Below are 13,312 nucleotides of genomic sequence, written 5' to 3'. Positions count from 1 at the left end.
CGACTGGGACACCTTGAGCTTGCAGGAGACGGTCAGGACTTGGGTCATAGTTCTATTGTAACCTCGCATTCCTCCCGGCACTGACCCTACGGGTACAGTGCGGGGCTCCTGCGATTTCTAGCTGAAGAAGTTTGACCCAATTGGGATGACCCTAATTCAGGTGTTGAGCAAGGCTGTGCAGCACTTAGCAAGCTCCTCAATGGCACAGCTCCGGTTCTTGCCATCTTCAGGGTTTCGAGGGGCAAGTGATAGGGATCCCTGCCCCATTCAGTTTTCCGGCTCTCCTTCGGGTTCGGATGTCAGAATATGGTGATTAATTGTTAAAGCGTTAAAGCCGGGCAGAATGAGCACTTAGTACCGATGCTCCCCTACCCAGAGGCCGACCAATGCTGCCTTGCCCCAGGGATCCACTTTCACTTCTGCCCGCGTGGCTTCAGGGTAACGCCGAATATCCTCTTCCAAGGCATCTCCAGCTGCTTCGGGAATAAAAAATTCTTCGATTCCCAACTTGAGCTGCCACCCGTCAAACCAGCCTCGCAGTACTTTCTCTTCAGGCTGCAAATCTTTGGGCATCTCCCGGCTGACACCGATTGCTTGCCAAGGTTGAGTGGGATCCCCTGCGGGGGGAGCCAAGCGCAGATAAAGGATCCCTGGGGTCTCCAATTCAGGTGACCAACCCGGCAGTTGCTCTAGGGTGGAGCGCCGACCGACGATGTAGCCCAAGGCCACATACCGGCCCCGCAAAAGGTCATAGGGATCCACAGGGGCCGTTTGCAGGTAGATCGTGGTTCCGACAGCAAGAGTCAGCGCTTGCCGAGCCGGTATCAGCAGAACGATACCCAGCTGCAGCAGTAGGGGTAGCCAAAACCGCCATTTGGGCAGGGATCCCTTCTGAGAAAGATTCGACGGGCTAGCCATAGCAGCCAGAGAGAGTGACCTCTCTCTTATGGCACAGGTTTGCCAATCCCGGACAGAAGCGGGTAGAAGTGCCCCACTGGCCCCTGACCTGACCCGATGGCCAAAGGATGTCGCAGCGCTTCTGTTACATAGGCTTTGGCCGCCACTGTGGCCGCCAAGGGATCCCTGCCCCAGGCCATCTGTGCTGCAATGGCCGCCGAGAGGGTACAGCCGGTGCCGTGGGTGTGGCGGGTGGGGATCCGCTCTGTTTTCAGCACTTCCAGTCGCTCGCCATCGAACCACACATCCACCCCCTGCAGTTCCCCCGGCATACCCCCACCTTTGACCAACACCGCTCCACAGCCCAGGGTGCGAATCTGCTGAGCCGCCGTTTGCATATCCGCCAGGGACTGCAGCTGCAGCCCCGTTAAAATTTGCGCCTCATAGCGATTGGGGGTCAGCACCTGGGCCAAGGGGATCAGCCGCTCGCGGATGGCCTGAATGGCTTCATCTGCCAGCAACTTTGCTCCCGTGCGGGACACCATCACCGGATCCACCACCAGAGGCCGCAACGCCCAGCGCTCCACCTGACGGGCTACCTCCAGCACGATCTCGGCATTCAGCAACATGCCCGTCTTGATCCCTTGCACCCCAATGTCCTGCACCACGGCCTCAATTTGGGCAGCCACGGCTTCGGGGGGCAGCGCATCGACCCGGCTCACCCCAAGGGTATTTTGGGCAGTCACGCAGGTCAGGGCAGAGGTACCGTGTACCCGTTGGAAAGCAAAGGTGCGCAAATCCGCTTGGATCCCTGCTCCCCCACCACTGTCGGATCCAGCGATGGTGAGGGCGACAGGGGGGTGCTGCTCGGCCAGCAGTGGAGCCGGAGTTGGTTCAGATGCAGAGACAGACATTGGCCAAACGACAAAAATGGGCAAGGGTACCGATAGCCATTTCCATCAATCAATATGAACCATCTCTTTAACGTAGCAATGAAACTGTTGGTTCTCGATTGGTCTGAGACCACTGGGGTATTGGGAAAACTCTTGCAGACGTCTGTCAAGAAGCTGACTAAGAGTGAGTTGTCCTAGTCTAAATCCGAGTAGCCCTCATCAGTGGTGGCGACCACCTCAACCCAGGCTCTATCCCCCTCCACCGCCGTCAAGCTCCAGCGCAGAAGCCGAGCCGGCTGGCCCAGCTCCCGGTCAACTTGCTGACAGAGGGATTGCTCCAGTTGCGGGGCAGAGAGAGGCGAGCTCAACGGCAGAGATAGGTGCAACAAATGCAACTTCACAGGAGTCGAGAACTGATCTCGCCAAGGAAACAGACTTACTTTCGATAACTTCTAACACTAAGAATCCAACAATATAAACTAATGTAGTATTTTCAGATTAGGCTGAGACAGCCGGGCTACTGAGAAAAACCTTTTGGGCCCCTGCATTATTGCTCCGCAACGCTGACGCGACCAAGGTTTTAGTTGTGGGTACAGTGTCCTAGTTTGAATCGAAATGACTACAACACCTAGTGACATACTCCCGACCCCGACTGCTGGCAGTACGGAGCGGGCTTCTCGCTTCATCGGGGAGCCTACGCAAGAACCCTCCACGAGCAGACACGGAATGTCCTACCGCGTAGTTGCACCAGATTCCGGCAAAAGCCGTTTTGTGCAACTACTCCTATCATACACCATGTGGGGGTATCTGTATCCCGGCACTGACCCTACGGGTACAGTGCGGGGCTTAGCTACCCCCACACCCCCATAAGCTAACAAGTAGACCTGAACAGAAATCCGGCACGGTTAGGAGCCAAACTGCAAACGGTAAACCTCTTCCTCTTGATCGGTCTCCACCTCCAAATCAGAGGTAGCATAGGCTACACACAGCAGCACAAACCCTTGGGCCTGCAGTTCTGGCCCAATCCCCATTGCCTCTGTCTGAGTCACAGATCCCGACTTCAGCCGCCCCGCACAGGTGGTGCAAACCCCCGCCTGACAAGAGGAAGGTAGCTCTATCCCGTGTTCAAGAGCAGCTTGTAAAACCGTCTGATCCGCAGAGGCAGGGAAGCGGTAGGTTTGGCCGCGGTGATGAAGGGTTACTTGATAAGCCGTAGCAGACATCAGGAACGGGCTCCCGACGGAGTACGGGTCACCGTCAGAGACTGTGGCTGGCGCATTTTCTTCACCAGAGCCTGGATCTTTTTGGCTCCTTCCTTTTGCAGGTCGGCGATGTAGTGGCCTTTGAGCCGCTCCGCCTCAGCTTCATCGGAGAAGGGGCCGTAGTAGTAGGTACAGTCCTCGGTGGTGATCTCGATCCAGACCGATAGGCCGCGCAGCTTATCCAACAGATTGGCCAAAAGGTTGCTCACGGGATCCATCCCCCATTATCAAGTCTAGCAATCATTGGATGTCCTTTTGCAATCCCCTAGATTCTACTACTTTTATTGACGATTTGTTGAGGAATGTATCAACCTCAGGGCGTTTGAGGTGGTGGGGAGAGCGCTGCCGGTGGATTTCGTAGAGGGCAATGCCGGCGGCCACAGAAGCATTCAAGCTTTCAGTACGGCCTGCCAAGGGAATGGACAGCAGTTGGTCACAATGGCGCTGTGTGAGCAGGCTAATCCCTTCCCCCTCGGATCCCACCACCAAGGCAATGGGCCGTTGAAAATCGGCTCTATAGATGAGGTCAGTCCCTCGGCTGGTGGTGCCATAAACCCAAAACCCCTGCTCTTTGAGGTATTCCAAAGCCCGATTCAAATTCACCACCCGCGCCACCGGCAAGGTGGAGAGGGCTCCCGCCGCTACCTTCATCACCGTCGAGGTTACCCCTGCTGCCCGCCGTTGTGGGATCACCATCCCCTGCATGCCAAAAGCCTCCACACTACGGGCAATGGCTCCCAAGTTATGGGGATCCTGGATCCCGTCTAGGACTACCAGCACTGGATTGGGGCTGGCCTGCCGGCTTCTTTCCACCAAATCCTCCAGGGCCACGTACTGATAAGGCGTGGCTTGGGCAGCTATACCCTGGTGGTTGGCGCCAGCCGTGAGGGCGTTCAGCCGCTGTGGAGATACTTCGTCGATGACAGTGCCCCGCGCTTTGGCTTCTTCCAACAGAGACAAAAATTGGGGGCTGTAGCGCAACCTCGGCAGGATCCAAACCCGGTTGAGGGTGGCTTGACTTCTCAGGGCGGCCAGTACCGTCTGGCGACCGTAGATGATCTCTTGCTCCAGCTCGGTCTGCGGATCCCGGTCGACCTGAAGCTGCACTTCTTCCGGCAGAACCCCTGTCCCACCCATGGGAAGGCCGGGATCTCGTTGGCCTGCCGGTTGAGGAGCCACCTTGCCCTGGGGCCACTGCCGCTGTGCGTTGCGGCGGATCGGCTTCACCGGAGCCTCTTGGGTGGCAAGCTTGGGATCCCCGTCTCGGCGTTTGGGCCGCTGTACCCGCTTGCTAACGGATTGCCCTGCCCTTCGCGGCTGCAGTTTGCCCGAGCGAGACAGCCGTGAAGCAGGTTTGCGCTGAGAAGTCTTGGGCATGGGCGTGGAAGATGGAAAGACGGAAAGACTATCCTAACCTTCCCACTCGCCTAGGGTCTCAGCCAAAACATCAGTGAGGGCGAGGATATGGCGCAGCCGTTCGGGATTGGCCAGGTAGAGATAGCCCAGAACTGTTTCCAGGCCGCTGGCGTTTTGGTAATCGGCCAGAGGCAGATGCCGGGGTGGGCGACCGCAGCCATTGCGACCCCAGCGGACAATTTCCTGCTCTTCGGGGTTGAGATGGGGCAACAGGGCCAACAGCAGCTTAGCCTGAGCCGAGCCGCGCACCCGCCTCACCACCTGCTGATGATAGCGCTCCAGTCGATCCGGAGGAAATAGCCGTTGCCGCCGCACATGCAGTTCGTAAATGGCGTCTCCCAAGTAGGCCAAGGCTGCGGGCGATAGGCGGCGAATCTCGGCCAAGGAGGGCCTTTCGGAAGTGGGCTCGAACAGCAGATCGTTCACAGCAGCTCACGAAAGATAGGCAGAAAAAATGTCTAGAACCGCTGTCATCGGCTCATTGCAGGATTCAGTCCATGCTAAGACAAGCTTCCTCTGGTCTGCTAGCCTGACTCGCGCTCTTTCCCCCCTTGCAGGTGATTTGGATCACGAGGCCCAGAGAGAAAAGGTGCTATCGAGTAGACAGGGCAAAGCCGGTTAAGGGGCTGATGTTATGAGCCTTGAAAAGCCAGTTGGAGTTACTGCCAAGAATCTGGAGAGCAAAATCCAAGAAATTGTGGGTGAGCTGGCCAGCGATCAGCGTGAAAGGCTGGAAGGTAAGGCCGAGCAAACAAAGGCAGCCACCCACCCTGGAGTCGAGGATGCTCGAGAAGCGATTAAAGACGTTGTGGATGATCCAACGGATGGCCAATAGCTCCAGTTAAGATGCGGGGACAAGGAGATCTGCATTCAGCAAAAGCAGGTAGGCGACGACCGCCCCCCCCATACCCCCTACCAAAAAGCCAGCGGCCAATTCGCTCCAAGATTGGGATCCCCCTACCGGCCCTATGTTGCGCTGCGAAGTGACAGTGCCGTAGAGAGAAAGGGCCGCCGTCAGAATCAAGATCAGGCCACAGGCTCCCAAAAAGCCGCTCAGCAGACCGATGGGCTCGTTGCGCAGCGGCCCCAGCTTGGCAAAGGGGCCTACCAGCCAATAGCCGTGGGCCATACCGATTTCCAAGCCCCGCCAAATGGAACTCAATCCCGGTCGGTTGATGGGCAGCCAGTCGATCAACAGCCGGACAACAGGCGCGTGGTTGATCGGTGTCCAGAGATCCCCAATTTGCGGATCTCCCTCAGGGACGGTGACGTATCCCTTATTCATGTTCAACCTATTCAACGGAGCAGGATCGGCATTGGGTTCGACCATTTCAGCAACTCTGTGTCCAGTTCAAAGGAGGATGGAAAAAAGCCTAAAAAAGCAGGGATCCCACCGGGCGTAGGTTGCGCTGGGGATCCCTGGCCTACACTCAGAACGTCAAAATGTCGGGGAAGAAGCGATTGATCTCGATGAACAGGGCAAAAACAAAGCTGGAAAACAGGATAAATGCCACCGGAGCAGTGGTGAGAAACTTGGTGAAATCAGCCATAGACGCCTCTCAAAAGTTAAATAAATCGAGTTAGAAAGCCGGGCTCAGCTCCTCAGCGGGGGGAGATGGGCACAGCCGCTTCCGGCTCTCGAATTTCGCCGCTGGCAATTTCCTTAAAAGCAGCAGCGGGCCAAGCCAAAGCCGTGAGGAAGCACCGCAGCGCCAGCGGTACATCGATCAGGCTTTCTTTCATTTCGGGGCTATCCTCATCCCGAACCGCGATCAGGTAAGAACGCCCCGCCCAGCCCAGCCAACCGGCAATATACAGGAAGAGCAGACCGGGGATGAGAAACTCGCCCGCATGGTTCAACCGACCATCCGTAACCAGGTGGGGCAGGCCCTCTTCGCCGCAGAGCAGCTTGCTGTAGCGCTCAAAGCGCTTGCTGGTTTGGGCCAGCTTTTGCTGGTAGACGGGAGCCATAGCAGGGCTGGCGTTGAGGATCTTCTCCTCTAGGCTGCTCAGGCGTTCGTTCATCAGAGCCTGAAAGGCGGGAACTTCGCTGCAAGGTTTCAGACCGATCAAGGGCTCTGCCTGCACAGATTGGGCGAGGCCAAGCGCAATGCAAAGGGCCAAAAGAAGGCTTAAAAAGGTTCGCATAGCAGGATGTGTCCTTGAGGTAGGGGTCTAAGATCTGTCCAAATGCTAAGGGATGCTAAGTGCAGAAACAGGCACCAAACGGTTAGTATCATACTCCTGAGCGCCTCGCCCCGACGGATCCCGGGTTTTAGCTCACACAATTCTTAATTCAAGTATCTCAAGTATCCCAAAGCTCTCCTATCCCTTTTGCCCAGCCTGCTCTCCCATGCCCTGCGCCCTTGCCATCGAAACCAGTTGTGACGAAACGGCTGTGGCTGTGGTGACGGCGGATGTGGCCTGGCCGGGGTTTGCCCCGCGGCAGCTCAGCTCCGTGGTGGCCAGCCAAATCGACCTCCATGCGGCCTACGGGGGCGTGGTGCCGGAGGTGGCCTCACGGCAGCATGTGGAAACTCTGCCCTTTGTGCTAGAGGCTGCTCTGCAGCAGGCCGGATTGGAGGTGGCCGAGGTAGATGCCATTGCCGTAACTTGTGCGCCGGGCCTGGTGGGATCCCTGCTGGTGGGGCTGATGGGGGCCAAGACCTTGGCTTTGCTCCACGACAAGCCCCTGATCGGGGTGCATCATCTGGAGGGCCATCTCTTCAGCGGCTTCTTGGCAGAGCCCGATCTGCGCCCCCCCTGCCTCTGCCTTTTGGTATCGGGAGGCCATACCAGCCTGATTTGGATGAAGGACTACGGGCAGTACCAGACGGTGGGTCGCACCCGCGACGATGCTGCCGGCGAAGCGTTTGACAAAGTGGCGCGGCTGCTGGGGCTGGGCTATCCGGGGGGACCGCAGATTGACCGCTGGGCTCAGCAGGGGGATCCGCAGCGCTTTCCCCTGCCCGAGGGCAAAGTGGAGCATCCCTACGACACAAGCTTCAGCGGCCTGAAAACGGCGGTGTTGCGCCTAGTCCAGCAGTTGCAGCAGCAAGGCCAGGAGTTGCCCATTGCCGACATTGCCGCCAGCTTCCAGGCCTGTCTGACCCATGTGCTCACCGAAAAGGCAGTGGCCTGCGCCGAGGCGCTGGGCCTCTCGACGCTGCTGCTGACGGGAGGGGTAGCTGCCAATCGGGAGCTGAGGGCCCGCCTCACAGAAGCAGCCCGGCAAAGGGGGTTGCGGGTGGTGATCCCGCCTCTAGCCCTCTGCACCGACAATGCCGCCATGATTGGGGCAGCTGGGCTCTGCCACTGGCTGCGGGGGGAGGTCTCGCCGCTGGAGCTGGGGGTAGCCTCGCGCATGCCCCTAGAAGGGATCCCTTCCCTCTACATGGATGGGGGCGGAGCTCACAGAGAAGAACAGACGGGATCCGCCGCCCTCTGACGTTGCCTCACCTCAAGGTAGATGAGCAGCGCGTTGATGTCGGCGGGGTTGACACCGCCGATGCGGGCCGCCTGGCCCACGGTTAGCGGGCGCACCGCCGAGAGCTTATCCCGCGACTCTTTGGAGAGGGTGGGGATGGAGTGGTAGTCCAGATCGGGGGGCAGAGGGCGGTGGTACTGCTTGCTCACCTGCTCAATTTGGCTCTGCTGCCGCTGGATGTAGCCGCTGTATTTGACGGCAATCTCTGCCGCCTCCTGCTCAAAGGGATCCAGCTCCGCATCCCCCAGCCCCAGTTCCAGGAGATCGGAGTAGTGAATCTGGTTGCGGCGCAAGATCTCGGCCAGAGTGGCGGATCCCTTGATCCCCTGCCCCGTCAGTTGGCTTAGTTGGATGCCGGCCAGGTCGTGGGCCTTCACCCGCTGCGTTTCCAGGCGCTCGATTTCTGCGGCAATGCGCGCTTGCTTGGCTTGGAACAGGGCCCAGCGCCGGTCATCGATCAAGCCCCATTCTCGCCCCAGGGGGGTGAGCCGTTGGTCGGCATTGTCGGAGCGCAGGATGAGGCGGTATTCGGAGCGGCTGGTGAGCATGCGGTAGGGCTCCCGCAGTTCTTTGGTGCAGAGATCGTCGATGAGGGTGCCGATGTAGCTGGACTCCCGCGGCAGGGTGACCAGGGGCTTGCCTTGAACCAGGCGGGCGGCGTTGATCCCGGCTATGAGCCCCTGAGCTGCCGCCTCTTCGTAGCCGGTGGTGCCGTTGATCTGGCCGGCGCAAAACAACCCCTGCACCTTTTTGGTCATCAGAGTGGGGTAGAGCTGGGTGGCCGGCAGATAGTCGTATTCCACCGCATAGGCAGGCCGCAGCATGACGCACCGCTCCAGGCCAGGCAAGGAGCGCAACATCTGGATCTGGATTTTCTCAGGCATCCCCGTGGAGAACCCCTGGATGTAGAGCTCCGGCAGATCCCGCCCTTCCGGCTCAATAAAAATCTGATGGCTTTCCTTGTCGGCAAAGCGGACAATCTTGTCTTCGATGCTGGGGCAGTAGCGGGGCCCTTTGGCCTCCACCCAGCCGCCATAGACAGGGGTTTCGTGGAGATTTTCCCGGATGATGCGGTGGGTCTCTGGGGTGGTGCGGGTCAAGTAGCAATCCATCTGCTCCCGTGGCACCCACACCTCGGGGTCGAAGCTAAACCAGCGCACATCGGGATCCCCCGGTTGCCGCTCCATGACCGAAAAATCCACGCTGCGCCGATCCACGCGGGCAGGGGTGCCGGTTTTCAGCCGGCCCGTTTCAAAGCCCAGTTGGCGCAGGGTGTCGGTCAGCCCTTCCACGGCAAATTCCCCTGCTCGTCCGGCAGCTTGCCAGTGGCGACCAATCCAGATGCGCCCCCCCAAAAACGTACCGGTGGTCAGGATCACCGCCCGACAGCCGAAGATGGTGCCGAAATGGGTGACCACGCCCACCACCTCGTCGTTGCGCCCCAACACCAAATCGGTGACAGTGCCCTCGCGAATCGTCAGGTTAGGCTGGTTTTCCACCACCGAGCGCATCACCCGCGCATATTCCCTTTTGTCGGTTTGCGCCCGCAGCGCCCACACCGCCGGCCCCCGCGAACGGTTGAGCACCCGCTTTTGCAAATAGGTGCGGTCGGTAACTTTGCCCATCTCGCCGCCGAGAGCATCGATTTCGTGCACCAGCTGCGATTTGGCCGGGCCGCCGACGGCAGGGTTACAGGGTTGCCAGGCGATCTTGTCCAGATTCAACGTCAGCATGAGGGTGTTACAGCCCAGCCGCGCTGCCGCCAATGCTGCCTCACAGCCGGAGTGCCCCCCGCCAACCACCACCACATCGTAGTGATCGAGAAAATCAATGCTGTCCCGTCCAACTCTGAGCATAGGGTGGCAATTCCAAAATGAATAGCCGGGATCCCCGGTCTTTTAATTTTCAGGTTATTTCAGCTCGCTTATCCAGCTTAGCGATGGCGGCAACGGATAGGGTTATTTGCGACCGGCCTGAGGCAGGCAGAGCAGTAGGGAAAGTTTTCTGTTGCCCTGGGAAATAAAGTTGGGTAGAGGCTCAGTTCCCAGCCTAAGTCACCTGATTGAAGAGTTGAAGAGACCTCAGGGCGCTGGGATCAGCTCCCCCAAGGCTGCCGATAGCAGGGGATCCCAGAGGAAAGGGCAGAGTCGCCCAAGGGATGTTGCGGCTCATACAAACACCAGACAGCCCGCCTGAGAGAACCAAGCACCGATTCCATTATCCTCAACCGGATCTAATCCAGACTATTTTAGTCGGGTTTAGTTGACGCGGTGGATTACAGGTGATAGGATTCCCCTCAACGATGGGTAAACCCGATCCAGCGCCCCTCTTCCTTACACCTCGAGGCCTTCCATGACTCAAACCCTTTCGCAACACCCGCTCAGCCCTGCCAATTGGCCACCGGCCTCCGCCTTGCGCAGCCACCAGGCGGGCTTTAGCCGTTTGCGCTGTCGGGAATGTGGGGCAGAGTACGAGCCAGTCGCCAAGCACGTGTGCGACCTCTGCTTCGGCCCCCTGGAAGTGGTTTATGACTACGACTGGCTGAGGCACAGCGTCAGCCGGCAGAGCATCCAAGCTGGGCCGCTGTCTATCTGGCGCTATCGGCCTTTTCTGCCAGTAACTTCTGAAAAGCCCATCGATGTGGGCACCGGCATGACCCCGCTGGTTAAGGCGGAGCGGCTGGGTCGGCGGCTGGGGTTAAAAAATCTTTACATCAAGAACGATGCCGTCAACATGCCCACCCTTAGCTTCAAGGATCGGGTGGTGTCGGTGGCGCTGACCCGCGCCAAGGAGCTGGGTTTTACCACCGTTTCCTGCGCCAGCACGGGCAATCTGGCCAACTCCACCGCTGCTATTGCCGCCCACGCCGGCTTGGACTGCACCATCTTCATCCCGGCGGACTTAGAAGCGGGCAAAGTGCTGGGATCCCTGATTTACAACCCCACCGTCATGGCGGTGGAGGGCAACTACGACCAGGTGAACCGCCTCTGCGCCGAGGTGGCGGATCGCTACGGCTGGGGCTTCGTCAATATCAACCTGCGCCCCTACTACTCGGAAGGCTCCAAAACCCTGGCCTACGAGGTGGTGGAGCAACTGGGCTGGCAACTGCCGGATCAGGTAGTGATCCCGCTGGCCTCGGGATCCCTGTACACCAAGGTTTATAAAGGCTTCCAGGAGTTTGTGAAGGTGGGGCTGGTGGCGGATAAGCCGGTCGCCTTCCACGGCGCACAGGCGCAGGGCTGCGCGCCCATTGCCCAGGCGTTTCGCGAGGGGCGGGATTTTGTCAGCCCTGTTAAGCCCAATACCATCGCCAAGTCCATCGCCATCGGCAACCCTGCTGACGGGATCTACGCCCTGGAGATCGCCCGCAAAACCGGCGGCCAGATCGAGACGGCTGCCGATCCGGAGATTGTTGCCGGCATCAAGCTTTTGGCCGAGACCGAAGGCATCTTCACCGAAACCGCCGGCGGCACCACCATTGCCGTGCTCAAACGCCTAGCAGAGTCCGGCCAACTTGATCCCGAGGCGGTTACAGTAGCCTACATTACCGGCAACGGCCTGAAGACCCAGGAGGCGGTTCAACCCCACGTAGGCCATCCTCTGGTGATCTCGCCCAAGCTGGAGAGCTTTGAACAGGCTTTGGAGCGCGCCCGCACCCTGGAGCGGCTGGACTGGCAAGAGGCATCAGTATGAACTCGGTTTGCAGGGAAGACCCTCTCCACTGCCTCTTAACAGGATCTTAATGAAGAACTGTTAAGATCCCTGGCGTAGACCTATTGGCTCAGGAGCTTTGCACGATGCCTATCTTTCCTTCTGTTCAGCGCCTTGTTCGCCGTTGGATCCCGGTGGCGGCTGTACTGACCCCGCTTGTCTTTGCTCCCGTGGCCCGGCCACAAGGGCTGAACACCATTGCCGTTGAGCTGGAAACTTTGCCCAGTAGCTACTCGACGCTGGCGGCAGCTTTGCGGGCGACGGGCCTGAATACGGCGTTGGCAGGGCCGGGGCCGTTCACGGTCTTTGCCCCTTCCGATGTGGCCTTTGGGCAACTGCCGCCGGGTACGGTGGAGACGCTGTTGCAGCCGGCCAGCCGGGCTCAGCTCACCCGCATTCTCACGTATCATGTGGTGCCGGGGCGGATTACCTCGTTTGACCTGTGGCCCGGCCAATCGACCACTCTGACCACCTTGGCAGGGCTGCCGCTGCAGGTGCAGGTGGGATCCGATGGCAGCATCCGGGTCAACGGGGCTAACGTGAACCTGGCGGATATTCCAGTTTCCAACGGCGTGATTCACGGCATCGATGGGGTGCTGCTACCCTAGTTTTTTGATGTTGGTTAATGGACGAGGCATTGGGCTATGGCAGTCAAGGTGCTGATTCCCAACACGCTGCGGGCGCTCACCCAGGATCAGGGGGTGGTGAATTGCGAGGGATCCACCATCCGCGAATTGTTGGATGCTTTGGAACAACGCTGTCCGGGGATTAAGGCGCGGCTGTGCGATGAGAAGGGGGAATTGCGCCGCTTCGTCAACTTTTATGTGAACAGCGAAGACATTCGCTTCCTCAAGGGATGTGACACCCCTCTGCAAGATGGGGATGAGGTGAGCATCGTCCCTGCCGTTGCTGGGGGCTGAGGGCTGCCAAGCCTGCCGTGGACGCTGTGGAGTGGTTGAGCCAGCCGGCCCCGCTGGTGGCACCTGCCTTGCTGGGCATGGTTCTGGTGCGGCAATTTGCCGATGGGCTGCAGGTGCGGGCCCAGATCGTAGAGACGGAGGCCTACACGGCTGGGGATCCGGCCTGCCATGCCTACCGCCGCAAGACCCAACGCAACCAGGTCATGTTTGGCCCGCCAGGGCATCTCTACATCTATCGCATCTACGGCCTCTACCACTGTCTAAATATCGTTACCGAGCCAGAAGGGATCCCGGCGGCGGTTCTGATCCGGGCAGCTCAGTTGGATCGCCTGCCAGACTGGATCCCGGCCAACAAACAGAATCAGCCAGCACGGGCGGCGGCGGGGCCGGGCCTGCTCTGTCAAGCACTGCGCATCGACGGATCCCACAACGGCTGGCGGCTAGAGCGGGCGGAAGCCGGCCAGGAAGGCATTTGGCTGGAGGGATCCCCCTCTTGGCAAACGCAGTTGTCCATCGTCCAAACCACCCGCATCGGCATCACCCAAGGAGCCGAGATCCCCTGGCGCTGGTACATTGGTGGACATCCGGCGGTGTCGCGCTATTAGTGGGGGCAGGCGGACAATGCTCGCAGAAGGCAGTGGCTAAAGGACTGATACATTTACGCTGAACACTGCTGAACATCACTGTTCAACTATGCAGCGATAGCATTCTGTTTGTTTCCAAACA

17 protein-coding genes are annotated in these 13,312 nt (G+C 59.1%); 6 read left to right on the top strand and 11 right to left on the bottom strand.

What is annotated here, in order from left to right; genetic code table 11:
• Positions 1 to 351: 351 nt before the first annotated feature.
• From NW828_RS12290 to NW828_RS12260, 7 genes are all read right to left on the bottom strand, one after another.
• Complete coding sequence (locus NW828_RS12290; RefSeq protein WP_414384164.1) at positions 352 to 918, bottom strand: GDYXXLXY domain-containing protein; 567 nt, start codon at positions 916 to 918, stop codon at positions 352 to 354.
• 26 nt (positions 919 to 944) lie between these two features.
• The gene (gene thiD / locus NW828_RS12285; protein ID WP_414357609.1) at positions 945 to 1,811 is read right to left on the bottom strand and encodes a bifunctional hydroxymethylpyrimidine kinase/phosphomethylpyrimidine kinase; all 867 of its coding nucleotides are present in this window, start codon (positions 1,809 to 1,811) and stop codon (positions 945 to 947) included.
• Between the two features lie 173 nt (positions 1,812 to 1,984).
• Positions 1,985 to 2,179 carry a hypothetical protein gene (locus NW828_RS12280; RefSeq protein ID WP_414342212.1) on the bottom strand — a complete coding sequence of 65 codons (195 nt, stop codon included), beginning with the start codon at positions 2,177 to 2,179 and terminating at the stop codon, positions 1,985 to 1,987.
• A 516-nt stretch (positions 2,180 to 2,695) separates the two neighbouring features.
• Positions 2,696 to 3,013, bottom strand: a complete 318-nt coding sequence (locus NW828_RS12275; protein ID WP_011434371.1) for a 2Fe-2S iron-sulfur cluster-binding protein — start codon at positions 3,011 to 3,013, stop codon at positions 2,696 to 2,698.
• A complete protein-coding gene (locus NW828_RS12270) occupies positions 3,013 to 3,270 on the bottom strand; it encodes a DUF1816 domain-containing protein (protein ID WP_414384163.1) in 258 nt (85 codons plus the stop codon). Before NW828_RS12270 ends, NW828_RS12275 begins: the two co-directional genes overlap by 1 nt.
• 22 nt (positions 3,271 to 3,292) lie before the next feature.
• Positions 3,293 to 4,429 (bottom strand): 23S rRNA (guanosine(2251)-2'-O)-methyltransferase RlmB, encoded by a 1,137-nt coding sequence (gene rlmB / locus NW828_RS12265; protein WP_414384162.1) that lies wholly within the window; start codon positions 4,427 to 4,429, stop codon positions 3,293 to 3,295.
• Between the two features lie 33 nt (positions 4,430 to 4,462).
• Complete coding sequence (locus NW828_RS12260; RefSeq protein WP_011434368.1) at positions 4,463 to 4,894, bottom strand: ribonuclease III domain-containing protein; 432 nt, start codon at positions 4,892 to 4,894, stop codon at positions 4,463 to 4,465.
• Positions 4,895 to 5,102: 208 nt separating this feature from the next.
• Between NW828_RS12260 and NW828_RS12255 the strand changes: the two genes are divergently transcribed.
• Positions 5,103 to 5,303 carry a hypothetical protein gene (locus NW828_RS12255; RefSeq protein ID WP_041436874.1) on the top strand — a complete coding sequence of 67 codons (201 nt, stop codon included), beginning with the start codon at positions 5,103 to 5,105 and terminating at the stop codon, positions 5,301 to 5,303.
• Between the two features lie 6 nt (positions 5,304 to 5,309).
• On the opposite strand, the gene NW828_RS12250 is transcribed toward NW828_RS12255, so the two are convergent.
• The 3 genes from NW828_RS12250 to NW828_RS12240 all read right to left on the bottom strand — a co-directional run bounded on the left by NW828_RS12250 (position 5,310) and on the right by NW828_RS12240 (position 6,616).
• The gene (locus tag NW828_RS12250; protein ID WP_414332284.1) at positions 5,310 to 5,798 is read right to left on the bottom strand and encodes a photosystem I reaction center protein subunit XI; all 489 of its coding nucleotides are present in this window, start codon (positions 5,796 to 5,798) and stop codon (positions 5,310 to 5,312) included.
• 100 nt (positions 5,799 to 5,898) lie between these two features.
• Positions 5,899 to 6,018, bottom strand: a complete 120-nt coding sequence (locus NW828_RS12245) for a photosystem I reaction center subunit IX (protein WP_011434365.1) — start codon at positions 6,016 to 6,018, stop codon at positions 5,899 to 5,901.
• A gap of 52 nt (positions 6,019 to 6,070) precedes the next feature.
• Positions 6,071 to 6,616 (bottom strand): Photosystem I reaction center subunit III, encoded by a 546-nt coding sequence (locus NW828_RS12240; protein ID WP_414342216.1) that lies wholly within the window; start codon positions 6,614 to 6,616, stop codon positions 6,071 to 6,073.
• Between the two features lie 205 nt (positions 6,617 to 6,821).
• On the opposite strand from NW828_RS12240, the gene tsaD reads away from it, so the two are divergent.
• Positions 6,822 to 7,916, top strand: coding sequence for a tRNA (adenosine(37)-N6)-threonylcarbamoyltransferase complex transferase subunit TsaD (tsaD, locus tag NW828_RS12235; protein ID WP_414375352.1), 1,095 nt, complete (start codon positions 6,822 to 6,824; stop codon positions 7,914 to 7,916).
• On the opposite strand, the gene mnmG is transcribed toward tsaD, so the two are convergent.
• A complete protein-coding gene (gene mnmG, locus NW828_RS12230; protein ID WP_011434362.1) occupies positions 7,880 to 9,811 on the bottom strand; it encodes a tRNA uridine-5-carboxymethylaminomethyl(34) synthesis enzyme MnmG in 1,932 nt (643 codons plus the stop codon). The two genes, tsaD and mnmG, sit on opposite strands and share 37 nt — an antisense overlap.
• Positions 9,812 to 10,307: 496 nt before the next feature.
• Here mnmG and thrC point away from each other — a divergent pair, with 496 nt between their 5' ends.
• From thrC to NW828_RS12210, 4 genes are all read left to right on the top strand, one after another.
• Positions 10,308 to 11,648, top strand: coding sequence for a threonine synthase (gene thrC / locus NW828_RS12225; protein ID WP_414384161.1), 1,341 nt, complete (start codon positions 10,308 to 10,310; stop codon positions 11,646 to 11,648).
• A gap of 104 nt (positions 11,649 to 11,752) precedes the next feature.
• Complete coding sequence (locus NW828_RS12220) at positions 11,753 to 12,274, top strand: fasciclin domain-containing protein (RefSeq protein WP_414384160.1); 522 nt, start codon at positions 11,753 to 11,755, stop codon at positions 12,272 to 12,274.
• A 36-nt stretch (positions 12,275 to 12,310) separates the two neighbouring features.
• On the top strand, positions 12,311 to 12,586 hold the full coding sequence (locus NW828_RS12215) for a ubiquitin-like small modifier protein 1 (protein WP_011434358.1): 276 nt from the start codon (positions 12,311 to 12,313) through the stop codon (positions 12,584 to 12,586).
• A 26-nt stretch (positions 12,587 to 12,612) separates the two neighbouring features.
• On the top strand, positions 12,613 to 13,191 hold the full coding sequence (locus NW828_RS12210) for a DNA-3-methyladenine glycosylase (protein WP_011434357.1): 579 nt from the start codon (positions 12,613 to 12,615) through the stop codon (positions 13,189 to 13,191).
• The last annotated feature ends 121 nt before the right edge of the window (positions 13,192 to 13,312 follow it).

The sequence above is a fragment of the Synechococcus sp. W55.2 genome (genome assembly GCF_047461635.1).
Taxonomy (GTDB): Bacteria; Cyanobacteriota; Cyanobacteriia; order Thermostichales; family Thermostichaceae; genus Thermostichus.
Note: the sequence above shows the minus strand (reverse complement) of the source record. Positions and strands in the feature narration are given on the sequence as shown.